A 24,160-nucleotide genomic window follows, 5' to 3' on the forward strand; every position below is an offset into this window, starting at 1 on the left:
GTGGGCGTCTGCCGAGGTGCCGGCGGGAGCCGGTGTCGAGCCCTTGTGGCACCTGCACCGGCTCCGACGAGCCGCGACGAGTGACGAAAGAGCCGTACCGACGGTCACCGGCGGCGTACGCCGACCGCCGACTCCGTCGGCTGCCCGCTTGAACCGCTGCCACCGCACTGACCCAGCACCTGCCAGCACCGAGCCTCAACTGCGCGTCTTCTGCCCGCATCGCGTGAAGCGCCGACGTAGGGAGTCCTGACCGTGCCGTCCTTGCTGAACTACGCCATCCTCACCGACCCGACCTCGCTCCAAGCATCGCAGCCCGGGGCACCGTCCACGGGAACGGTGTACGTCATCGTCTCCAACACCCACCAGTCCGAGGTGCGGTGGGATTTCATCGACGTGGAGATTCCGGTCGGCAGCGGCCCCGACGACCTGACGGGCAACCCCACCGCGATCAGCGCGACCATCGAGAAGGACTACACGGTCAACCGGGAACCGGAGCCGACCTTCGACTGGGACAGTGTCCTCGGCCGCTTCCGGGCGCATGACCCCTCCGGGGGCAGGCTGACCCTGCCCCCGGAGGAGTCGCTGGTCCTGAGCCTGGAGAACATACCGGTTTCCGACCTGGCGGGGCTGGTCCGCGTGAAGATCTACGAACGCTCCGGCGGCGGCGACAGCAACCTCCCCGTACGGCGGGCGAACTCCCTCACCACTCTCGGGCTGGTGAAGCAGACTCCGAAGATCCCCCGCAACTTCCGCCCGGAGACGAACTCCCTGGTGGACGTGGACGCCGGCCAGAACCTCGTGCTGGCGTGGGAGGGGCCGGACAACCTCGACTACTGGATCCGCGATCCGCAGGGGAACGAGGTGCTCGTCCACTCGGCGGTCCAGGGGCCGCGGGTGACCCAGCAGCCCTACTCCTGGTCACCCCCCTCCGCGCCCAGGCGAGGCACCACCTACACGCTCATCGCCGGGACGACCACCGCCACGCAGCAGTACCAGGGGTACTTCCTCACCACCACGGTCCACGCACTCGTCCCCGAGTTCGACAGCGGGACGCGCACTCCGTGGGTCGAGCAGGCGCCGGGCAAGACCCGTGCCACCTTCTCCGCGGCCGGGTTGGAGGTCCACAACGGGGCCGGCGCCCTGGGAACCGTCACGGCCGACAGGGTCGACGTGGACCGCGTGGACACCAGGGCTGTGCACGGCCGCACCGCCGGCGACGGCTGGATCGACTTCCCGCAGTCGGGCCTGAACGTCCATCAGGGCGGCTCGACGCAGCTGGGCACCCTCTCGGCCGACAGGGCCGAGGTGGACCGCGTGAACACCAAGTCGGTGCACGGCCGCAACTCCACCGACGGCTGGATCGACTTCCCGCAGTCCGGAGTGGACGTACACAAGGACGGGCAGCCGGGGCGGGGGACCATCTGGGCCGACCGGGCGGACGTCAACGGCGTGAAGACCGCATGGGTGCAGGGGCCCAGCGACAGCGACGGGTGGATCGAGTTCCCGCCGTCCGGGCTGAACGTGTTCCACGGTCAGGGAAAGGCCTGGGGAACCGTCTGGGCCGACCGGGCCGACCTGAACAGCGTGACCACACACTGGGCAGAAGGGCCGGACGGGAAGAAGAGCCGCATCGCCTTCACCGAAACGGGCGTGAAGATCACCGACCCCGAGAAGAAGCGGGGCACCGTGGTCGCCGGCGAGACCAACGTCCGCAGCGTGGTCACCCCCTGGGTGTCAGGGCCCCAGGAGGGAGCGGGATGGATCTCCTTCCCGAACGAGGGGGTGGACGTGCACCGGGATGGCGAGGTTTCCTTCGGACGGATTCGATACGCCTCGTACAAGGAATCGCAAACGGTGAACGAACGCCCCGTGCACCGCAGGCTGCCCCCTTACGAATGGCCGCCGCGGTCCGGGAACTAGTGCCCGTCCGGCGGATCTTGCCCTAGGCGTGCATTTGCCGGAGCTCGGCCACACCTGGGCCTCGGTCTTCTGCTTGAGGCGTTCGTAGGGCGTCCGGCCGCCGAGAACGCCGTGCAGACAGTGGCTCGGGCGACTGGGCCATACCGGCGTCGACCCCGACCGGGCCAGCTTTGCCCTCGGCCTGCACGCCGCCCGCGACCCGGCCGTCCGGGCCGCGGGCGTTATCGCGGACACCGTCATCGACCTCGTCGGCCATCTCCGGCATTCAAGCGCTTGGTCTGCTTGGCATACGGCCCTGAGTCCGCCAACAGCCCCTGTCGAATGAAGATTTGATTCATCGAAATATTTGTCGAACGGGAAGGTGCCTCGCTAGCCTCACAACTGGTCCAAGCGCTTCGACGCTGCAATGAGGAAAGGCCGACCGCAGGGGGCCAATGCCTCCGCCGCGAGATCCGACGCCGATCCGGCCACACCGAGCGGGCATCGGCCGACAGTGCCGCCAGTAACCCGATCCGCACGCTGGAGGAAGCATGGGCAGACAACGACGTCGATCCGCGGTCGCGGCGGCCGGCCTGGAGCGTGCGACACGCGTCGGCAGGAGGGGAGGATGGATGAGGAAGGCAGCCACAGCGGCGGTCATGGCCCTGAGCGTCCTAGCGGGCAGCACGGCGTCAGCATCATCGGCGTTGGCATCACCGGCGTCCGCAGCGACGTTGACCCGGGTCGCCGACTTCGGCTACAACCCCACGAACATCGAGATGTACGAGTACGTCCCGGCCAAGCTGCCCCGTCATCCGGCGGTGCTCGTGGCCGCGCACTGGTGCACAGGATCCGGCCCCGACATGTTCAGCGGCACCGAATTCGCGTCACTGGCAGACCAGTACGGATTCATCGTGGTCTACCCCTCGATCACCGGTGACATCAAGTGCTGGGACGTCGCGTCGGACGCCGCACTGAAGCACGACGGCTCCAGCGACCCGGCCGGCGTGATGTCGATGGTGCGATGGGAGATCGCGAACCGCGGCGCCAACCCGCACCGGGTCTACATGACCGGCATCTCCTCCGGCGCGATGCTGACCAACGTCATGCTCGCCGACTACCCGGACGTGTTCAAAGCCGGGTCGGCGTTCATGGGCGTGCCGTACCACTGCTTCTACACCGGCACCTTCCGCGGCTGGAACAGTGACTGCTCCACCGGCAAGATCTCCAAGACCCCGCAGGAGTGGGGTGACCTGGTCCGCGCCGCCTACCCCGGCTACCGCGGGCCACGGCCGCGTATCCAGCTGTGGCACGGCACCGAGGACGACGCCCTCGACCACCACAACCTCGGCGAAGAGATCAAACAGTGGACCAACGTCCACGATGTCAGCCAAACCCCGGTCTTCACCGACCAGCCCCAGGCGATCTGGACAAGGACTCGCTACGGCAACGCAAGCACGAGGCCACCGATCGAGGCCAACAGCTTCCAGGGGTACGGCCACGAGCTGCCCAAACCCGGCATGGCACTGCTGGCCCTGAAGTTCATGGGCCTGGCACCCTAGGGCCAATGCCGGTGACAAGTCGCCTGCGAGTGAGCGGGTACGGAGGGTCCGGCACCGGCGGGGCGCAGTGGTTTCCCGATGTCCACGTCGCGCCCCTCGGCAAAGGTCGGGCCGCCAGGGCGGGCACGGCCCCTTCCGCCGTGCCCGCCCTCGGCGTCTCGATCCGGCACGTCAGCCGGCGAGTTCCTCCCGCAGGCGGCGGGCGGCGGCGACCAGGCCGTCCAGTGAGGCGCGGGTCTCCGGCCAGCCGCGGGTCTTCAGTCCGCAGTCGGGGTTGACCCAGAGCCGCTCGGCCGGGATGGCTGCGAGCCCGGCCCGCAGCAGCGAGACCACCTCCTCGGTGCTCGGCACCCGCGGGGAGTGGATGTCCCAGACCCCGGGGCCGACCTCGCGCGGATAGCCGGCTGCGGCGAGTTCACCGGCGACCTCCATGTGGGAGCGGGTCGCCTCCAGGGAGATGACGTCCGCGTCGAGGTCGTCGATCGCGGTCATGATCGCGCCGAACTCGGCGTAGCACATGTGGGTGTGGATCTGGGTGTCGGCTCGGACGGCGGAGGTGGCGAGGCGGAAGGCTCCGGTGGCCCAGTCGAGGTAGGCCGGGCGGCCGGCGGCCCGCAGCGGCAGCGTCTCGCGCAGGGCGGGTTCGTCGACCTGGACGACGGCCGCGCCCGCGGCCTCCAGGTCGGTGACCTCGTCGCGCAGGGCGAGGGCGACCTGGCGGGCGGTCTCGGCGAGCGGCTGGTCGTCGCGGACGAAGGACCAGGCGAGCATGGTGACCGGTCCGGTGAGCATGCCCTTGACCGGGCGGTCGGTGAGGTCCTGGGCGTAGCGGAACCAGTCGACGGTCATCGGGTGGGGGCGGGAGATGTCGCCGGCGAGGACCGGCGGTCGCACGTAGCGGGTGCCGTAGGACTGCACCCAGCCGTGCCGGGTGGCGAGGTATCCGGTGAGCTGTTCGGCGAAGTACTGGACCATGTCGTTGCGTTCGGGCTCGCCGTGCACGAGCACGTCCAGGCCGGCCTTCTCCTGGTAGGCGATGACCTCGCGGACCTCGGCTTCCATCCGCTCCCGGTACGCAGCCGGATCGATCCGGCCCGCCGTCAGGTCGGCGCGGGCGACGCGCAGTTCGGTGGTCTGCGGGAAGGAGCCGATGGTGGTGGTGGGCAGCAGTGGCAGGCCGAGCCGGGCGCGCTGGGCCTCGGCCCGCACGGGGTAGGGCTGGGGGCGGCGGGCGTCGGCCGCGGTGACGGCGGCGACCCGGGCGCGGACGGCCGGGTCACGGGTGATCGGGGAGTTGGCGCGGGAGGCCAGGTCGGCGCGGTTGGCGGCGAGTTGGGCGGTGATCGCGCCGGTGCCCTCGCGCAGGCCGCGGGCGAGCAGCGCCGTCTCGGCGGCCTTCTGCTTGGCGAAGGCGAGCCAGCGCAGGATCTGCGGGTCGACGTCGCGTTCGACGGCGGAGTCGATGGGCACGTGCAGGAGGGAGCAGGACGGGGCCACGTCGACCCGGTCGGCGAGGCCGAGCAGGGTCGCCAGGGTGGCGAGCGACTTCTCCAGGTCGTTGATCCAGACGTTGCGCCCGTCGATCACGCCGGCGACCAGCCGCTTGCCGGGCAGGCCGCCGACGGCCGCGAGGTCGTCGACGTTGCCGGCGGCCGGGCCGGTGAAGTCCAGGGCCAGCCCCTCGACCGGCGCCTTGGCGAGGACCGGCAGAGCCTCCCCGAGCCGGTCGAAGTAGCTCGCGACCAGCAGCTTCGGGCGCTCGGTGAGGGCGCCCAGGTCGCGGTAGGCGCGGGCGGCGGCGTTCAGTTCGGCAGGGGTGCGGTCCTGGACGAGGGCGGGCTCGTCCAGCTGGACCCACTCCGCCCCGGCCGCCTTCAGGTCGGCCAGCAGCTGCGCGTAGACGGGCAGCAGCCGGTCCAGCAGGGTGATCGGCTGGAAGTCGGCGGCGACGCCAGGGGCGGGCTTGGCCAGCAGCAGGTAGGTGACCGGGCCGACCAACACCGGCCGGGCGTCGTGGCCGAGCGCGAGGGCTTCCTTGAGCTCGGCGACGGCCTTGGCCGGGTTCGCGGCGAAGACCGTGTCCGGTCCCAACTCGGGTACCAGGTAGTGGTAGTTGGTGTCGAACCACTTGGTCATCTCCAGTGGCGCGACGTCCTGGGTGCCGCGCGCCATCGCGAAGTACCCGGCGAGCGCGTCGGCCTCGACCGCCTCCCGGTGGCGGGCCGGGATCGCGCCGACGGCCACGGTGGTGTCCAGCACGTGGTCGTAGAGCGAGAAGTCACCGGTCGGGACCTCTTCGATGCCGGAGTCGGCGAGCTGCTGCCAGTTCGTCCGGCGCAGGTCGGCCGCGGTGGCGAGCAATGCCCCGGCGGTGACCGTGCCCTTCCAGTAACCCTCGATCGCCTTCTTGAGCTCCCGGTTACGGCCCTGGCGGGGGTAGCCGTACGCGGTGGCAAGAGTTGCCGCGGCTGCGGACTTCGTGGTCAAGGGACTCTCCTTCGCGAGTCTGTCTCCTCAGGTACCCGGGGACGGGACGAGGGCGCGAAGGGATGACGAACCGGGCAGCGGCCGCCACGAACGTGCGGGCCCGGCCTGCCGGGTATGGTCGCCGACCCGCCCACGAGGTCACCGGATGGCCGCGCGCGAACGGTCGCGCACGGGCAGTGGCAGGTCTTCGGACTCGCGGGCACGCCCACCCTCGTCGAGGGCGGACACCTACTGGCCGTCGCTTCCCAGACCCGACCCGGGCCCAGTGCGTATGACGGCGGTCGTTCCCACTCACCGCTGCGGGGCAGTCCCGGACTGGCCGTTGAAAGGCGTCACCGGGTTCCCTCTTGCGACGCCCTGCCTGGCGGACAGGGCGAACCAGCTGCAGGGCCAGCTTAGGGGCAGGGGTGGGAGCCGAACGGCGGATCACTCAAGTTGTCCGAATAACGAGACGGTGTCGACGTCAGGACCGGTCGGAGGGCTCCGCGCCCAGCTGGCGGCGGGCGGGCTCCGGGCCCGCCTGCGCGTCACGCCGGAATACCGGCGGACCGGAGAACCGGAGAACCGGACCGCCTCAGGGAACGTGACGCGCGACGGGGCCGCACCTGCGGGGGCAGGTGCGGCCCCGTCGCGGGGGGGGAGGGAAGGATCAGACCGTCGCCGGGGCGTCGGCCTGGTCGGTGGACTTCTCGGCCGGCTTCGGCTTGGCGACGTACTGGTAGGCGAGGGTCAGGGCCGCCAGGGACGCCCCGACCAGGCCGGTGACCGCGAAGCCCCAGGCCGGTGCGGAGTGGTCGATGACGGCCCCGGCCAGCGGGGCGCCGATCGCCGCGCCGATGGTCATCGCCGAGCCCTGCAGGCCCGCGGCCTGGCCGACCACCGACTGCGGGACCGCCCGGGTGACCTCCTCGGAGGCCGAGGCGAGGGTCGGCGCGCAGACGAAGCCCGAGGGGAGCATGGCCAGGGCGAGCCAGATCCAGCCCGCGTGGCCGACGAACCCGACCGGGGCGATGGTGAGCCCCATCAGCAGCATCAGCCGCGGCAGCCGCCAGGGCCGGCTGGTGGCGCCGTGCCAGAAGCCGCCGAACATGGAGGCCGCGCACCAGATCGCGACGCAGACGCCGGCCCACTCGGTGTCGCCGACCCCGCGCAGCACGGCGGTGATCGAGATCTCGCTGCCGGCCAGGACGAGGTTCGCCGCCATGCTGACGCCCAGGACCAGCAGGAAGCCCGGGCGGAGCCAGACGCTGCGCCCGCGCGGCTCCTTCTCCGCCGGGTCCTTCGGGCCGGCCGCGGCCGCGCCGGACCCCGCGGCGGGGGCGAGCCGGGTGAGCAGCAGACCGGCTCCCAGGTAGAGCACGCCGATCCCGGTCATCGTCGCGGTCGCGTCGTTCACGGCGGTGATGGCACCGACCGCGACGGCCGGTCCGACCATGAAGACGACCTCGACCAGGATCGCGTCGAGGGCGAACGCCTGCCGCTGGTGCTCGGAGGGGATGTTGGTGGCGATCGCCCGGCGGATGGCCGTGAACACCGGCAGGCCCATGAACCCGGCCACCACGGAGGCCGCGAGCAGCCACGGGTAGTCGAGGTAGGGCGCGCCGATCCAGAACACGGCGTCGACCGCGCCGGTGACCAGCACCACCGGGCGCACGCCGAAGCGGTCCAGGGAGCGGCCCAGCAGCGGCGCGCCCGCGGCCCCGCCGACCGTCAGCATCAGGTCCGCGAGCCCGGCCGCACCGTAGCCGCGGTCCAGGTCGATGACGACGTGCAGGGCGAGGGCCATCGAGGCCGCGGTGAACGGGAGGCGGGCGAGCAGCCCGACGACGAACACGGTGCGCGCTCCGGGGAGCGCCAGGAGTCCTCGGTAGGACGCGAAGGCCTTGAGCACCGGTCACTCCTCCCCGACGCGGACGAGCATCTTGCCGGTGTTGTCGCCCCGCATGACGCCGAGGAACGCCTCGACCACGTTCTCGAAGCCGTCGACGATCTGCTCGTCGGCGACGATCCGGCCGGCCTGCAGGTGGGGCGTCAGCCAGATCTGGGCCTCCTGCCGCAGGTGCATGAAGTGCCGTACCTGGTAGCCGCGCAGGTGGATGCTGCGGTCCGACACGGCGTAGAGGTTGCGGGGCGCCGCGGGCGGCCGGTCGGGGTGGTTGTACTGGGATATCGAGCCGACCCAGGCGATCCGGCCGAACTCCCGGGTGGAGCCGATCGCGGCCTCCAGGTGGTCGCCGCCGACGCCTTCCAGCACGGCGTGGACGCCGTTCGGGGCGGCCTTCGCCAGCAGCTCGGCCACCGGACCGTCGTGGTAGTCGAAGGCGGCGTCGAAGCCCAGCCGTTCCACGACGTGCCGCACCTTGGCGGCGGAGCCGGCGCTGCCGACCACGTGCGCGGCGCCGGTCAGCTTCGCGATCTGGCCGGCCACGCCGCCGACCGCGCCGGCGGCCGCCGAGATGTAGACCGCCTCGCCCGCCTGGACCCGGAGGATCTCCCGGACGCCCACGTAGGCCGTCAGGCCGGTCGCGCCGAGCACCGACAGGTACGTCGCCGTCGCCACGCCGGCCGCGGGCCGGATCACGCGTCCGTAGCCGTGCTGGATCAGGGCGTGCGTGCTCCAGCCTCCGCCGTGCTCCACCAGGTCGCCGACCTGCAGGTCGGGGTCCTCGGAGCGGACGATGCGGCCGATGGCCCGGCCGTACCCCAGCGGTTCGTGGAGCGGCCACTCCTCGTCCATGAGCTCCCGCATGTACGGGTCGACGGACAGGTAGATGTTCTCCGCCAGGGCGGTGCCGGGTTCGACCGCGGGGAGCGGGTGCTCCACGACGGCGAAGTGTTCGGCACCTGGGGCGCCGTCGGGGCGCGCCACCTGGTGCACGGCGCGGAATGTGGAAGACATCGTCTCCGTCCTGGGTTGGGGGATGGCGGGGCCGACGGCGCTGACGGGGCGTCGGAACCGGGGACGGGCGGGCTCAGTGGAGCTCGGCGCCGTGGGGCGTGTCCGGGTCCTGGTCCGGGTAGAGGTAGATCGGCGCCAGGCGCCGGTCGGTGGAGTCGGCCGGCTCGCCGGAGTGCACGAGGCGTCCGCCGCCGCCGCCCAGGCCGCCGAGACCGCCCGGGTCGCCCGGCACCCAGTACAGGCCCAGGCAGGCGTCCCAGGACTCGGTCAGGCCGGTCTCGGCGTTCACCACCGGTTCCTCGCGGGGGACGACCCGCTGCTGGGCCACCGCGCCCTCGTCGGCGCCCTTCTGCAGCGCCTCGGCCCACTGCTCGTCGGAGACCAGCCAGCCGCAGGTGATGCCCTTGCCGGCGAAGCCGCCGTCGGGCTTGAGGATCAGGTGCTCGCGGCGCTCGCGGCAGTCCGCGACCACGGTGTCGAGCCCGGCCGCGCCGGGCACCAGGGCGCGGGTCCAGGGCAGCACCCGGTCCACCATGTCCCGTTCCTGCTGCGACATGTGACCGCGCAGCTGCGGGTCCGACAGGTACGCCAGGAACCGCTTGTTGTCGGTCAGGTCGCACTCCAGCGGGGCCCAGAGCGCCACCTGCCCGGAGCGGTGCGCGTCCCGCAGCCGGACCGTGGTGCGCCAGGCGTCCGGGTCGTCGACGACCTGGTCCAGGTCGAACAGCCGGTAGACCAGGTCCACCCGGCGGCCCTGGAAGCGCACCTCGGAGGCGGTCACCTCCAGCTCCTGGACCTCGCCGATCCGGCAGTCCAGCCCTTCGGCCTCCAGCAGGCGCCGCAGCAGGTACCAGGAGCCCTCGGCGTAGAGGTCCAGGCCGCCGGTGCCCTCGACCATGGCGATGACCGGGTCGCGGCCCGAGCAGACCGGGGCGGCCGCCTCGCGCAGCGCCTCGGCCAGCAGCGTCGTCTGGGAGAGGTGGTGCAGGCCGTGCGCCGTCCCGAACGCGCGGAACGCGTCGTCGGCCCAGAACATCTCCGCGAGCGGCTGCACCCACTCCTGGCCGCCGACGGATCCGCCGACGTTGAACTCCAGGACGCGCAGCGCCTCGCCGTCGTGATAGGCGTCGATCCGGCCGAAGCGCGGCGGGCTCTGCTTCTGGAAGTCCCCGACCAGTTCGGCCTTGCGCGGGTCCAGGCCGAGCGCCCGGCAGGTCCGTTCGACGTCGCCGTCGAACAGCCGGGCCGGCAGGGAGGTCAGCAGCTCGACCGAGCCGAGCAGGTCGGCGCCGAAGGCGCGCATCTCCGACTCGGGGTAGACCAGCGGCCGGCTCAGGTACCGAGCCCGCTTCAGGTCGGCGAGCACGGGGTGGCGCCGCGGGTCGATCGACCGCAACGGGCTGTCCGGGCGGGCGAGTTCGGCGTTGAGCAGGGCGCTCACCGGTTCCTTCGACAGCACGCCTCCGCCCGACATCACGCCTCCACCCGTCGGTCGATCACGCCGCGGACCTTGCCGCTGACCGGGTGGCGCGGCAGTTCTCCCTCCCCGAGGCATTCCACGGCGAAGTGCAGCAGCAGTTCGTCGGTCTCCCACTCCTGCCGGGAGCCGAGGAGCGAGAACCTGGACTCCAGGTGCGCCTTCACCACCGCCGGGTCCAGCGGACGGGCGGACTCGGTGCGGATCACGATGGACTCGTGCCCGTCCCGGGAGGCCACCTCGACCTGCACTTGGGAGACCTCGAACGCGGCCAGCTCGGCCACGACGTCCGCGTAGAGCATGGTCTGGGCGTGGGCCTTGATCTGCCCGTCGGAGCGTCCCAGGTACTCCAGCACCCGGCCGGTGAGGCCGCAGCCGCAGCTGTACGGGAAGATCCGGCCGATGTCGCCGATCCGGTAGCGGATGAGCGGCCCTTCGAGCTTCTGCAGGCTGGTCACCAGCAGTTCGCCGACCTCGCCGTCGGGCAGCGGACGGCCCTGTTCGTCGACCACCTCGATCAGGTTGTAGTCGTCGCAGACGTGGTGCAGCGTGCCGCTCATCTCGGAGCACTGGTAGCCGAGTTGGGCGCCGTCGTTGGCGGCGAGGATGCTGGCCACGGTCTTGGCGCCCAGCTCGTCGCGGAGCCACTGCTTGTCGGTCTCCATCATCGGGCTGCCGCCGTACAGCACCTTCTCCAGCCGCAGCTCCGGGAAGGCGGCCTTGGCGGCCCGCAGCACCGGCAGCAGCAGCGCGGGCATGCCCAGCACCACGTTGGCGTCGAAGTGGCGCACCAGCATCAGGATGTGGTCCGCGCTCGCGCTGCCGCCGACGGTGTAGGTCTCCACCGGCATCCGGGAGAGCTCGTTCTGGCTGGTCACCAGCCCGCCGTAGAGCTCCCCGCCGAACAGGGTGTTGATCACCCGGTCGCCCGGCCGCAGGCCCAGCGCGTACAGCACCGGGATCGCCTCGCGGACCATGTTGGTCCAGTCGGCACGGGAGTAGACGATGTAGCGGGGGGTTCCGGCGGTGGCGCCGCTGCGCAGGACCTCGCCGCTGGGGCGGTCGCCGCTGGACAGGTCGCGCGCGGTCGGCAGCGAGTGCTGCTCCAGGTCCGACTTGTTCAGGACCGGCAGCCGCTGGAGGTCGGCGCGGGCCGTCACCCGGGGCAGGTCGAGCCCCGCGTAGTACGGGGTGCGCCGGGCGCGTTCGACCAGGTAGCGCAGGCGCGCCGCCACCCGGCCGTCCAGCCCGTCGGCGGCCGCGGCCCGGGCCTGGGCCAGCGTGGTGCCCGGGAGGTACGTGCGCCGGGACAGCGCCTGGGCCCAGCCGGAGGTGCAGTCGAGCCGGAAGCGCCGGGCCTCGACGGCGGCGTCCGGGGTCGTGCCGGCGACGGCCGGCAGCGGCGGGACTTCGACCGCGACGGCGTCCGGGAACGGCTCGCCCGGCTCGGCGGTGCGCAGGGCGGGCAGCGGGAAGCCCGGGGCGCGCAGCAGGTCCTCGACGGTGCGCCACCACTGCGGCCGGGTGGTCCGGACGATGACCTCGTCGCCGGAGGCCCAGGCCAGCAGCAGACCGCGCACGGCCGGCTCGGCGGAGGCCGGCGCGGAGCCGACGGCCGGGGCCTGCGGAACGGCCGGGTCGTCCAGGACGACCGTGCCGACCGGCGAGAAGACGATCACGTCGTCGCTGTCCCGCAGCGGACGCCACGGGTACTGGCTGACGCCGCCGAAGAGCTCGTCCAGCCCTTCGGCCAGTTCCTCCGTCCGGAACAGGAAGGCGGCGCCGGCGTCGACGAGCGCTTTGGCCGCGGGCGAGCCGGGGTCGCGCGCCAGCACCTGCTCGACGTGTTCGACGGCCAGCAGCAGATCGGTCGGGTGGTACGGCCCGGCGTCGGCGGTCCGCGCCTCGGCCGCCGAGCGGATCGGGGTGGTCGTGGCGGTCACGGCCTGGGACCTCCTGGGGTGTGGGCGGGCTCGGGCTGGCTCACCCGGATGGAACGGGTGCAGTCCGCGAGGAAACGGGCGAGTTCGTCGGGGTCGGGGTGGGAGGCCTCGATGAAGGCGGGGACCTGCCACTCCTGGTAGGTGATCCGGGCGGAGCCGCCCTCCGGGTCGGTGCCGGGGTCGTCGAGCAGGTGCAGCCGGTCCAGCGCCGGGTGCTCGCGCAGGTGCTCGGGCACCTCGGTCCGCCAGGGCCGGGAGGGGTCCAGCCGGTGCCCGGGGAAGATGGCGAAGCCGTGGTAGCGCCCGCTCGGCGCAAGGCGGTCCGGGCGCGGCAGGCCGAGCCGGATCGCGATCTCGTGCCGGGCCAGGTGGACCCCGGTGTGCCGCAGGTGGGAGGTGACGATGCCACCGCCGCCGAGCCGGTTGGCGACCTCCAGGAAGACCAGCTCCCCGGCGGCCGTCTCGAAGAACTCCAGGTGGATGCAGCCGGCTGCGATCCGGAGCGCTTCGACCACCTGCTCGGTGAAGGCGGTGTGGCGCGGGTCGGGCGGTAGCTGTCCGGTGGCGATGGGGGCGCCGGCGGCGAAGTCGACGGGCTTGCCGACGTACCGGCTGACCACCAGGTCGCTCACCCGCCCGTCGGTCACCAGCCCGTCGGCGTGCAGGAGTTCGCCCTCGACGTACTCCTCCAGCTGGTAGGCCTCCCGGTCGGGCAGGCCGCGGTGGTGGGCGACGGCCTCCTCGGCCGTGGCGTGGACGGTGACCCCGTCGCTGGAGGCGCCCAGCCGCGGCTTGACGACCGTACGGCCGGTCCACGGCAGCCGGCCCAAGGCCGGGGGTGCCGCCACGAACCGGGGGTGCCGCACGTCGGCGTCGACCAGCGCCTGCTTCATCGCGACCTTGTCGCGGATCAGTTCCAGGTCGGCCCGCTCGGGGCCCGGGATGCCGAGGTGCTCGCGGATCGCCGCGGCCTCCAGGATCCCGAACTCCGAGAGGGCCAGGACCTGTTCCCACCCGTCCTCGCGGCGGGTGCGGGCGATGATCTGCTCGGCGAGCCCGTCCGGACCGTCGAGGACCACCCGCCCGCAGCGCAGCGGCTCCGGGATCTCCGCGATCGAGTCGGCCGTCCCGAAGTACGTGACGTCGTGGGCCTCGTGGTCGAGCCCCAGGTGGTAGTCGATCTTGCGGTACGGGACCTGATGCATCACCAGGATCTTCACAGTCTGCACTCCAGGGCCGTGATCCCCCAGGTGAACCCCATCGCGCTGGTGGCCAGCAGGATCAGGTCGCCGTCGTGCACCCGGTCCTGGTCCACCAGCTCGCGCAGCGCGATGAGGGTGTCCGCGCCGCCCATGTGGCCCTGCCGGTCGTAGGCGAACACCGACTTCTCCTCGGGCAGGCCGAGGGTGGCCAGCAGCCGCTGGTGCATCCACCGGTCGCCGTGGTTGATCAGCAGCTGGGCGACGTCGTCGATCTTGGCGCCGAGCGCCCGAAGGGTCTCGTCCACCAGGGTGCGGAAGTTCTCCACGTAGGCGTCCGCCAGACCGCGCCGGTGGGGCTCCTGGCGGATCACCACGCCCTCGGGGCGGTGCTCCCCGCGGTAGTAGTCGGCCCAGCTGCCGTCGGTGCGCATGGCGGAGTGCGCGAGGGTGAAGGACCCGGGCCCGGCGGTGAGCAGGACCGCGGCCGCCGCGTCGCCGAAGTTGAACAGGTCCAGGCTGGCGGGGTCGGAGCGGTCGACCAGGCGGCTGAGCCGGTCGGCGATCAGCACCAGGGCGTAACCCTGGTCCGGGTCCGGTCCCTGCGCGTCGAGCCGGTCGCCCGCTATCTGCAGCGCGGTGGCACCCGCGTTGCAGAAGTTGCCGACCTCGAAGCAGTGCGCCCGCTCGATGCCCAGTGCGTGCGCGACCTTGGCGGCCGGGGACCAGAACGGGTGGTCCCACTCCCCCGAGCCGGCGTACAGGACGGTGCCGATCCGCTCCGGGGCGATCCCGGTGCGCTCCAGGACGGCGCGGGCCGCGTCCCGCGCCAGCTCCCAGGAGGCCTCCTCCTCGCCCAGCCCGGGGAACCCCTCGGCGTGGGTGACGGCGAGGATGTCGGCCAACGGCACCCCGGAGGCGGCGTGCAGGTCGTGCACGTCGACCCGCCCCGCGGGGTACCGGACCGCGAAGTCGGCGATGGCGCTCACTGCACCCGCTCTTCGACCGGCTTCGCGTCGCTGTCCGCCGACTCGATGCTGACGCGGTGCACGGTGCGCCCGACGCCGGGCTCGACCTCGGTCGCGATGTGGTAGGTCGTGCGGGTCTTCCAGATGACCAGGTCGTGCGGCGTCCAGCGGTGGGTGTAGACGTGGCTCTCGTCCGTGATCAGCTCGTCCAGCAGCGCGAAGAAGGCCTCGTTCTCGTTGGGGTCGAAGCCCTCGATGCCGTCCATGTACTCCCGGCTGCCGTAGACGTAGGAGCGGCCGGAGCGCTCGTCCTTGGCGATGACGGGGTGCTGGACCGGCGGGTGCTCGAACTCGGCCTGGGCCCGGAACTCGGCCGCGGACAGGCCCACGTGCTCCGGACGGATGCGCAGCCGCTTGCTCACGGTGTGGTTGCCGGTCCGGTCGGCCAGCCGGGCCTTCCACTCCTCGGGGAGGCGGTCGTAGACGTCCGCCGCGCTGGCGAACTTGGTGTGGCCGCTGGTCGAGGGCACGTTGACGCCGTGCAGCATGGTGAACGGCGCGGGATCGGCGACGAAGGTGGAGTCCTGGTGCCAGAAGTTGCCGACCCGGGCGACGCCGACCGGCTTGCCGTCCTTCTGCTCGTTGGAGGAGATCATGATCTCCTCGTACTCCGGGTGCCGGTACTTGCTGATCACGAACGGCACCGGGCGGCCCAGCCGGCGGGCGAGCTCGATCTGCTGCTCGGGCGTCAGGTCGATGGAGCGGACCACGACCACGTCGTGCGCGTGCAGCGAGTCGACCAGGTCCGCCCACAGGGCCGGGTCCTGCAGGTCCTCGTAGGTGACGTCGGTGAACTCCACGCCGACGTACGGGTTGCTCGGCTTCTTGGCGGTCATCGCGATTCCTCCGTGAAAGGGGTCGAGGGGTCGAAGGCCTGCAGGCAGTGGTGCAGCGATTCGGCGAAGCGGGCGATCTGCTCCGGGGTCCGGAACGGGGCGACCGTCACGCGGTAGCGCTCGCTGCCCTTGGCGACCGAGGGGTAGTTGATCGGTTGGACGTAGATGTCGTGCTGCTCCAGCAGCATCGAGGCCACCTGGCGGGCGCGCTCGGCTCCGCGCACCATCACCGGCACGAGGTGGCTGTCGGCGTCGAGGAACTCGATGCCGCGCACGCGCAGTTCGGCCTTCAGCAGGGCGACCTTGGCGTCCAGCTCGGCCCGGAGCTCGATCCCCTTCTGGACGATGTCCAGCGTGCAGAGGGTGGCGTCCATGGAGGCCTGGGGCAGCGCCGTGGTGAAGATGAACCCGGGCGCCTGCGACCGCACGTAGTCCAGGGCGACGTCCGGGCCGGCCACGTAACCGCCCACCGTGCCGAGGGACTTGCCGAAGACCCCCTGCACGAAGGTGGCGCGGTGGTCGCCGAGCTCCTCGCTGAGGCCGGCGCCGGTGGCACCGCGCACCCCGATCGAGTGGGTCTCGTCCAGCCAGGTCAGCGCGTGGAACTCCTCGGCGAGGTCGAGGATCTCCGACAGCGGCGAGGTGTCGCCGTCCATCGAGTACACGGACTCGAACACGATGAGCTTCGGCAGGTGGGCGGGGGTCGCCTCCAGCCGGGCGCGCAGGTCGGCCACGTCGTTGTGCGCGAACACCTGCTTGGGCGCGCCGGAGCGGATGATGCCCTCGATCAGCGACCGGTGGTTGAGCGCGTCCGAGAACACCACCATGCCGGGCGTGGCGGCGATCAGGGTGCTGAGCGACTCGAAGTTGGCGACGTAGCCGCTGGAGAAGACCAGCGCACGCTCCTTGTCGTGCCACTCGGCGATCCGGCGCTCCAGCTCGACGTGCGCCACGCTGGTGCCGGCGATGTTGCGCGAGCCGCCGGTGCCGGTGCCGTGCTGCGCGACCGAGGCCTGCTGCGCGGCGATGGCGTCCGGGTGCTGGCTCAGGCCCAGGTAGTCGTTGCTGCACCAGACCTGCACGAGGCGGTCGTCGTGCCAGGTGTGGCCGGGTCGGGCCGCTTGATGGGCGACCGGGAGGAAGTCCCGGTAGAGCCGGTTGGCCTTGAGTTCGTCGAGCCGGAGCCGCAGTGGGTCCAGGATCGACGCGTCTGTCGGTGTTTCCAGGATCTCGGCAGTCATTCGTTTCTCCGCTGGCAAGTGCGATGCGTTCGAGGCGGCGTGCAGCCGCTGCACCGCTGACGAAAAGACTGCCGGGGACGCTTCCCGATCCGTTCCCGCACCGCTCCCGGACGCGGTCCCGGCGGCGCTCCGGGACACGCTCGGGGACGCGATCAGGGACGGCCGGAAGGGGCCTGGAAAAGCTCGAATTGTAACGCCAGGTAACACGGGTCGGCGGGTGCACGAATCGAGTCAAAAGCCTTGCAAACCCGGACTTTTGACTTTGCGGCAGGTTGTGACCCACAGGTACCGAAATCAGACCTATCGACCGCAGGATCATCGGCATTCCGGCTGGTATGCCGGAAATGCTACGGCCCCGTTCGGGCCGGCGCACAATTCACTGGCCGGTCGCCCCGGTGTTGCCGCACGTCAAATCCCTGAAAAAGTGAGGAAGCTCGCGTCCGGTGGATCAGCCCCGGCCGTAGAATGCGGGCAGTTGTGCCGACGGTGCGCGTATTCGGGGAGAGGGGCATTGTGGGCGATCCGCGGTTCCTGCTGTTGGGGCCCTTGGAGGTGTGGGCGGGGGACCGGCGGATTCCGCTCGGCGGCCGGGTGAACGAGAAGGTCCTGACCCTGCTGCTACTGGCTCCGGGACAGGCCCTGTCCGTGTCCCGGATCGTCGAGGGGATCTGGGGCGAGGCCGCACCGGAGACCGCCACCCACCAGGTCCGCAAGGCGGTCTCCAGCCTGCGCACCCGGCTCCCCGGCGGCAAGCAGCTCATCGAGACCGTCGGCACCGGGTACCGCATCGCCGTGCACGACGACCACCTGGACGCGATGCGGTTCGCGGCGGCCGTCCAGCGGGCGCAGGCCCTGCTCGGCGAGGACCGGAGCGACCTGGCGGCGGAGGAACTGCGCACCGCCCTGGACCTGTGGCGCGGCGCCTCCCTCGACGACCACGGGAGCGCGGTGATCTCGGCGGCGTCGGCGGCCCTGGAGGAACGCCGGATGGCCGCCCTCGAACAGCTGCTGGCCCTGCGGCTGGACTCCGGGGAGGGCCCCGAACTCGTCGGCGAACTGCGCGACCTCGTCGCGGCCAACCCGCTGCGGGAACGGCTGTACGGCCACCTGATGCTCGCCCTGTACCGCTCCGGGCGCCGGGCCGACGCGCTCGACGTGTTCCGCTCCGTCCGGCGGCTGCTGCGCGAGGACCTGGGCGTCGACCCGGGCCCGGAGCTGATCGGCCTGCACGAGGCGATCCTGAAGGACAGCCCGGACCTCCTGGCCGCCTCCCCCGCGGCGCGGACGGCGCCCGAGCCGGCCGAGCCCCCGCAGCAGCCCGGCGCCGTTCCCCGCCTGCTCCCGAGCGACCTGCCGGACTTCGTCGGGCGCACCGCGGAGCTGGCGGCGGTCGTGGCGGCCGCCGCCGAGGCCGGACGGGCAGGCGGGCGGATCGTCGCCGTCGACGGCATCGGCGGCTGCGGCAAGACCTCCTTCGCGATCCGGGCCGCCCACACCATCACCGCGGCCTTCCCGGACGGCCAGATCTTCCTGGACCTGCAGAGCCACAGCCCGGGCGAGGAGCCGATCAGCGCCCACACCGCGCTCGACATCCTGCTGCGCTCCCTCGGCAAGCGCCCGGACGAGATCCCCGACGACCTCGCGGGCCGGACCGGCATGTGGCGCAGCTGCCTCACCGACCGCCGCTACCTGCTCGTCCTCGACAACGTGCGGGAGGTCGGCCAGATCCGGCCCCTGCTGCCGGCCACCGCGGGCAGCATCGCGATCGTCACCAGCCGGGCCCGGCTGGTGGACCTCGACGGCGCCCGGTGGGTCTCGCTGGGTGAGCTCTCGCCGCTGGAGAGCTCCGCGTTCCTGGCCCGGACCCTCGGCCCCGACCTGGTCGCCGCCGACCTGCGCAGCGCCAACGACCTCGCCGAGTTCTGCGGCCACCTCCCGCTGGCGCTGCGGATCGCCTCGGCCCGGCTGTTGAACCGCCCGGGCTGGACGCTGGACCGGATGGTGCGCCGGCTCGCCGACCAGACCCGGCGCCTGGACGAGCTCAGCAGCACGGACCGCAGCGTCGAGGCGACCCTCCGGTCCTCCTACGACGCCATGGAAGCGCCGGTGCGCACCGCGTTCCGGCTCACCGCCCAGCACCCGGGCGGCGCGCTCGACGTCCACTCGGCGGCGGCCCTGCTCGGCCGCGACCTGTCCGCCGCCGACTCGGCGCTGGAGTCGCTGCTGGACGTGCGGTTCCTGCAGCTGCGCAACGACGGCCGGTACGGGTTCCACGACCTGGTGCGGGCGTTCGCGCTCCGGCTGCCCGACGCGGACGGCGAGGCCGGCATCGCCCTGCGCCGGCTGCTCGACCACTACTGCCAGACCACCGACGACGCCTGCGCGCGGGTGTTCCCGTACTGGCGCCGGCTGGACACCACCTTCCGGCCGGAGTCACCGTACCTGCCGCGCTTCCCGGACCACGGCGCCGCCCTGGAATGGCTCGACCGCGAGCACTCCAGCCTGATCGCCGTGGTCCGGCGGGCCGAGCAGGAGCGGCTGGACCTGCACGCCGCGTACCTCGCCCGCAACCTGGCCTACCACCTGAACCTGCGCGGCTACTTCGAGGACTACTACGAGGTCGCCAAGATCGCCGTCGCCTGCGCCCGGCGCCTCGGCGACTCCTCGCTGCTGCTGCTGAGCCTGTCGAACCTGGCCGCGGTGTGCTGGAAGGTCGGCCGGCTCCCGGAGGGGGTCGCGGCCGCCGAGGAGGGGCTTGCCGCCTCCATCGCCATCAACGACGCCCACGCCGAGGCGCGTTGCCGGGGCACCCTCGGGATGCTGCTGACGACCGTGGGCGCCTACGACGCCGCCCTGCCGCACCTGGAGCGGAGCATCGCGCTGGGCACCGAGGCCGGCCTGCAGCGGGAGACCGCCGAGTCGCTGACGGTGCTGAGCATGCTCCACGAGAACTGCGGCGACTTCCGCCGCTCCGTCGAGTCGGCCCAGGCGGCGGTGGACATCAGCCGCCGGCTGCACGCGGTCGAGATCGAGGTCGCGGCTCTGACCGACAAGGCCGTCGCCCATCTGCGCTGCGGTGAACTGGCGCAGGCCCGGGCCTGCGTGGACCAGGCCAGGCCGCTGTCGGACGAGTCGAAGCTCCCCGGCAACGTCGCCCTGCTGCTGGCGGTCTGTGCCGAGGTCGCGGCGCTGAGCGGGGACGAGGCGGGGGCCGTCGAGCCGATCGAGAGCGCGCTGCGGCTGGCCGAGGCGAGCCGGACTCCGGTGCGCCAGGCGGCGGTGGCGAACATCGTGGGCCGGGCGCGGTTCGCCGTGCGGGACTTCGAGGGGGCGCTGAAGGCGCACCGCTACGCCTACCGGCACGCGAGCACGATCGGGTACCGGATCGAGGCGGCCCGCGCCCTGGAGGGCATGGAGGCGGCGGCCGCCGTGCTCGACGGCGCGGACCGGCCCAGCCCGGGGCGCATCCCGGTCTGACGCTCCGTCCGGGCTGCGTCCGACAGCCCCCTGAACCGATCGAACTCGATCCCTCATCGAGCGGTATCGATCCCCACAGGGCGGTATCGAAACGGGAACTGCCCGGGATTGTCATGCACGAGGCTATGACCAGCACCACGCACCACCGCACCAGGCACCAGGCACCAGGCACCAGGCACTGGAAACGGTTTCACTCACGAGAGGGCATCAAGGGGCATGGTCAAGAAGATCTCCGTCCGGGCCGGGGACGCGGCACCGCACTCCGCGTACACGGGAGGCTCCGGCGGAGGCGCCGACATCGGGCCTAGCTGACCCGGCGGTGCTCACGACCACCCCGGCGTCCCGCTTCGAACGGAAGGTCCCCATGCACAACGGCACAGTCCGCAGCATCCTGGCGAAGGCGGGTGTGGTGGCCGTCGCCCTCGTGACCGTCGGAGCGGCGACGACCGCCGCCGCCGCGAACTCCGCCGACGACACCGGCGTCACCGGTGTCACGTCGGTCGGCAAGCCCCAGCCCAAGCACGGCGGAACGGTCCGCATCGCCCAGCGGCCGAACGACAGCCCCAACGTGATCTGGCCGTTCATGGACGTCAACCAGGTCACCTCGATCAACATCGGCGAGTTCCAGCAGTTCTTCTTCCGCCCGCTGTACTTCGCCGGCCGGGACGACAGGATCGCCATCGACGACGACCTGTCGCCGGCCCAGGCCCCGGTCTGGAGCGAGGACGGACGGACCGTCACCATCCGCCTCAAGAACTGGAAGTGGAGCAACGGCGAACGACTCACCGGCCGCGACGTCCAGTTCTGGATCAACATGGCCAAGGCCGAGAAGGAACACGACGGCTACTACACGCCGCCGATGACCATCGCGGGGACGACGACCAATTACTTCCCGGACAACGTGGTCTCCACCTCGGTCGCCGAGCACGGCATCTCGATCACCTTCGACCAGGCCTACAACCGGACCTGGGTGCTGCAGAACGTCCTGACCACGATCACCCCGATGCCCCGGGCCTGGGACGTCACCGGCCCCGACGGCGCGCGCGGCAGATGTTCGGCGGACGCCGTGGACACCCCGACGCTGAAGGCCGACTGCGACCCGGTCTTCCGCCACCTCAGCGCCGCCTCCGTCGACAAGAAGACCTTCGCGACCAACCCGCTCTGGCAGATCTCGGACGGCCCCTGGAAGCTCAAGTCCTACGACGCGGCCTCCGGCGCCTACGCCATCGTCCGCAACAAGGCCTACTCCGGCGTCCACAAGCCGTACCTGGACGAGGTCGACTTCGTCCCGTACAAGAACGCCGAGGCCCAGTACGCGGACCTGCAGGCCGGCGCGTCGAGCCCGAACGCCCTGCAGATCGGCATCCTGCCCAAGGCCCACGCGGCCCGGTACGACCCGGCCGACCTCCAGGCCGGCAACCCGCTGGCCGGGCAGGGCTACCACATCGCTCCCCTGACCTACCTGGACTCGATCAGCTACTACCAGCTCAATTTCCGCAGCAGCCGGCACGGAAAGCTGTTCCGGCAGGCCTACTTCACCAAGGCGCTCCAGGACTCCTACGACCAGCAGGGCGTCATCGACGGCCCCCGCAAGGGCTGGGGCCACCCGACGATCGGCGCCGTGCCGGCACTCCCCGAGGGCAACCCGCTGTCGCCCAACGCCCAGCAGCACCGGATGAAGTTCGACCTCGCCGAGGCCCGCAGCCTGATGGCCGCCAACGGCTGGGACCTGAGCACCACCCCGGCCGTGTGCCGCAACCCGGGGACCGGCCCGGGGCAGTGCGGCGCCGACATCGCCGCCGGCGACAAGGCGGAGTTCGACCTGGACTACCAGGCCGGCAACGCCGACCTGCCGGGGATCATGGCCGCCTACCGGACGAACCTCGCCCAGTCGGGGATCTCCGTGAACCTGGCCGAGGTGCCCGTGGACCACCTCCAGAGCGAAGCCTCCCTGTGCACCCCGGCCAACCCCGCCGGCTGCGCCTGGGACGCCGCCCTCTACGGCGGCTGGGTCTACTCGCCCCAGCTCTACCCGACCGGTGACTCCCTCTTCGCCACCGGCGCCGCGGCGAACGTCTGGGGCTACTCGGACCCGCACCTGGACCAGCTGATCGCCAAGACGATCACCAGCAACGACATCCAGGACATGTACGCCTACGAGGACTACGTCAACGACCACCAGCCGGTGATCTACACCGACGACATCGTGGCCATCTACGAGGTGGCCGACGGCCTCCGGATGCCGGTCCAGGACCCCTTCGAGGGCTACCAGCCGGAGTTCTGGTACTACACCAAGTAGGGCGCGAGAGCAGGAACCGGGCCCCTCGCCGGACGCCCCGCGCGTCCGGCGAGGGGCCGACCGGTCGTCACGGCCGAGCCCGAGCCCGAGCCTGAGCCCGAGTCGGCGCCTGGGAGCTTTTCCTACGAGTCAACATGGTCGCCCGTCGGCCACGTGGCCGAGACAATCCGATCCGCATGGCCGAAACCGCGGACAGAAAGAGTGTGGACACGTGGCGACGACGACTGAAGTTCCTCCGGCCCCTTCCCAGGACCGCTTAACGGCGGTTCCCGTGCTGTACCGGCGGCCGCTGCTCGCCGTCTCCGCCGGCTTGGGCGTGGTGCTGATGGCCCTGTCGGGGCGAAACGGCTACCACGTCGACGAGTTGTACAACCGGGCCTCCGGCGGGCACCTGGCCCTGGGGTACGTCGACCAGCCCCCGCTGGTCTCCGTGATCGCCAAGCTGGAGACCACGCTGTTCGGCGACACCCTGGTCGGGTTCCGCGTGGTGCCGGCGCTGATGGCCTGCCTGGTGGTGTGGGTGGCCGGCCTCACCGCCCGCGAACTCGGCGGCGCGCGCGGCGCCCAGCTCTTCGCCGCCGCCGCGTCCGGCGCGACGGTCGTCACGCTCAACGCCGGGCACGTGCTGACCACCAACATCCCCGACCTGCTCACCTGGGTCGCCCTGGGCTGGCTGTTCATCCGCCTGCAGCGCACCCGGGACACCCGGCTCTGGCTGGCCATCGGTACGGTCGCCGGGGTGGGCCTGCTCGCCAAGAACCTCGTGGTGCTGCTGGTCCTCTCGCTGCTGGTGGGCCTGCTGGTGGCCGGGCCGCGGGCGGTCCTGCGCAGCCGGCACCTGTGGCTGGGGGCCGCGATCGCCGCGGTGTTCGCGGTGCCGATGGTGCTGTGGCAGATCTCGCACGGCTGGCCGGCGGTGGAGATGAGCGACGCGCTGAAGGTCGCCCTCGGGGACGACTCCCGGGTCGCCTTCGTCCCGTTCCAGGTGATCCTGATCGGCCTGTTCCTCACCCCGGTGTGGGTCGCCGGGCTGGTGGCGCTGCTGCGCCGCCCGGCGTGGCGGGACTTCCGGTTCGTCGGCGTCGGCTACCTGTTCCTGGTGGTGCTGCTGCTCGCCATCGGCGGCAAGCCCGAGTACACCGGCGGTCTGCCGCTGGTGCTGCTGGCGGCCGGCTCCGTCGCGACGGTCGACTGGGCGAAGACCCGGGTCCGCCGCTCGCTCGCCGGCACCGCCCTGGTGGCCAACCTGGTGCTCTCCTCCGTGCTGATGCTCCCGGTGCTGCCCATCGCGGTGTACGGGTCGAACCCGGTGCTGAAGTCGCTCGGGGTCTTCCAGCTCGACCAGTCGCGCTGGCCGCAGCTGGCCGAGGAGGTCGCCGCCGTCAACCGCTCGCTCTCCCCGCAGGACCGCGAGCACGCCGTCGTCTACGCCAACCACTACGGCCTGGCGGGCGCCCTGGACAAGTTCGGCCCGCAGAACGGCCTGCCGCAGGTCTACAGCGGACACAACTCCTACGCCGACTTCGGCACCCCCGGCGACGACAAGAACGTGGTCATCGCGGTCGGCGTGAACCGCGACCAGTTCTCGGCCCTGTTCGAGAGCTGCGACTCCGTCGGCAAGTTCGAGACGGACCTGCCCGTCGCGGACAAGGACACCCCGTTCCTGGTCTGCCACAACCCCCGCGAGCCCTGGGCCAAGCTGTGGCCCAAGCTCACCTGGATCGGCTTCAGCTGCCCGTACACGGCCGAGGCCATCACCGCCAAGAGCGAGAAGGGCTGCTCGCTGACCGACTGAGCGGGCCTGTCCCCGACA

Annotated in this window: 14 protein-coding genes and 1 riboswitch; of the genes, 5 read left to right on the top strand and 9 right to left on the bottom strand. The window is 71.8% G+C overall.

Features of this window, described 5'->3' with window-relative positions; translation table 11 throughout:
- The first annotated feature begins 252 nt into the window (after positions 1-252).
- On the top strand, positions 253-1,920 hold the full coding sequence (locus tag CRP52_RS02795) for a hypothetical protein (RefSeq protein ID WP_097234910.1): 1,668 nt from the start codon (positions 253-255) through the stop codon (positions 1,918-1,920).
- Between the two features lie 713 nt (positions 1,921-2,633).
- Positions 2,634-3,461, top strand: coding sequence for an extracellular catalytic domain type 1 short-chain-length polyhydroxyalkanoate depolymerase (locus tag CRP52_RS02800; RefSeq protein WP_257032247.1), 828 nt, complete (start codon positions 2,634-2,636; stop codon positions 3,459-3,461).
- Between the two features lie 171 nt (positions 3,462-3,632).
- On the opposite strand, the gene metE is transcribed toward CRP52_RS02800, so the two are convergent.
- The 9 genes from metE to hemA form a co-directional block, all read right to left on the bottom strand.
- A complete protein-coding gene (metE, locus tag CRP52_RS02805; protein ID WP_097234912.1) occupies positions 3,633-5,948 on the bottom strand; it encodes a 5-methyltetrahydropteroyltriglutamate--homocysteine S-methyltransferase in 2,316 nt (771 codons plus the stop codon).
- Positions 5,949-6,109: 161 nt separating this feature from the next.
- Positions 6,110-6,347, bottom strand: a riboswitch (cobalamin riboswitch).
- Positions 6,348-6,597: 250 nt separating this feature from the next.
- Complete coding sequence (locus CRP52_RS02810) at positions 6,598-7,839, bottom strand: MFS transporter (RefSeq protein WP_097234913.1); 1,242 nt, start codon at positions 7,837-7,839, stop codon at positions 6,598-6,600.
- A 3-nt stretch (positions 7,840-7,842) separates the two neighbouring features.
- Positions 7,843-8,847, bottom strand: coding sequence for an MDR family NADP-dependent oxidoreductase (locus tag CRP52_RS02815; RefSeq protein WP_097234914.1), 1,005 nt, complete (start codon positions 8,845-8,847; stop codon positions 7,843-7,845).
- 73 nt (positions 8,848-8,920) lie between these two features.
- A complete protein-coding gene (locus CRP52_RS02820; protein ID WP_097234915.1) occupies positions 8,921-10,321 on the bottom strand; it encodes a hypothetical protein in 1,401 nt (466 codons plus the stop codon).
- Positions 10,321-12,267, bottom strand: coding sequence for a phenylacetate--CoA ligase family protein (locus CRP52_RS02825; protein ID WP_257032248.1), 1,947 nt, complete (start codon positions 12,265-12,267; stop codon positions 10,321-10,323). The genes CRP52_RS02820 and CRP52_RS02825 overlap by 1 nt, the downstream gene beginning before the upstream one ends.
- On the bottom strand, positions 12,264-13,472 hold the full coding sequence (locus CRP52_RS02830) for an ATP-grasp domain-containing protein (RefSeq protein WP_218893059.1): 1,209 nt from the start codon (positions 13,470-13,472) through the stop codon (positions 12,264-12,266). Before CRP52_RS02830 ends, CRP52_RS02825 begins: the two co-directional genes overlap by 4 nt.
- Before the next feature lie 11 nt (positions 13,473-13,483).
- Entirely contained in the window at positions 13,484-14,455 is a 972-nt protein-coding gene (locus CRP52_RS02835; protein ID WP_097234917.1) for a 3-oxoacyl-ACP synthase III family protein, read from the bottom strand.
- On the bottom strand, positions 14,452-15,330 hold the full coding sequence (locus CRP52_RS02840; protein WP_097234918.1) for a TauD/TfdA dioxygenase family protein: 879 nt from the start codon (positions 15,328-15,330) through the stop codon (positions 14,452-14,454). Before CRP52_RS02840 ends, CRP52_RS02835 begins: the two co-directional genes overlap by 4 nt.
- Entirely contained in the window at positions 15,327-16,571 is a 1,245-nt protein-coding gene (hemA, locus tag CRP52_RS02845; protein ID WP_097234919.1) for a 5-aminolevulinate synthase, read from the bottom strand. The genes CRP52_RS02840 and hemA overlap by 4 nt, the downstream gene beginning before the upstream one ends.
- A 513-nt stretch (positions 16,572-17,084) precedes the next feature.
- Between hemA and CRP52_RS02850 the strand changes: the two genes are divergently transcribed.
- The 3 genes from CRP52_RS02850 (at position 17,085) to CRP52_RS02860 (ending at position 24,142) form a co-directional block, all read left to right on the top strand.
- Positions 17,085-20,048, top strand: a complete 2,964-nt coding sequence (locus tag CRP52_RS02850) for an AfsR/SARP family transcriptional regulator (RefSeq protein WP_179852668.1) — start codon at positions 17,085-17,087, stop codon at positions 20,046-20,048.
- 364 nt (positions 20,049-20,412) lie between these two features.
- Positions 20,413-22,347, top strand: coding sequence for an ABC transporter substrate-binding protein (locus tag CRP52_RS02855; RefSeq protein ID WP_143685634.1), 1,935 nt, complete (start codon positions 20,413-20,415; stop codon positions 22,345-22,347).
- A gap of 271 nt (positions 22,348-22,618) precedes the next feature.
- Complete coding sequence (locus CRP52_RS02860; protein WP_097234922.1) at positions 22,619-24,142, top strand: ArnT family glycosyltransferase; 1,524 nt, start codon at positions 22,619-22,621, stop codon at positions 24,140-24,142.
- Positions 24,143-24,160: the final 18 nt, after the last annotated feature.

It is taken from the genome of Streptomyces sp. 1331.2 (genome assembly GCF_900199205.1).
GTDB lineage: Bacteria > Actinomycetota > Actinomycetes > Streptomycetales > Streptomycetaceae > Kitasatospora.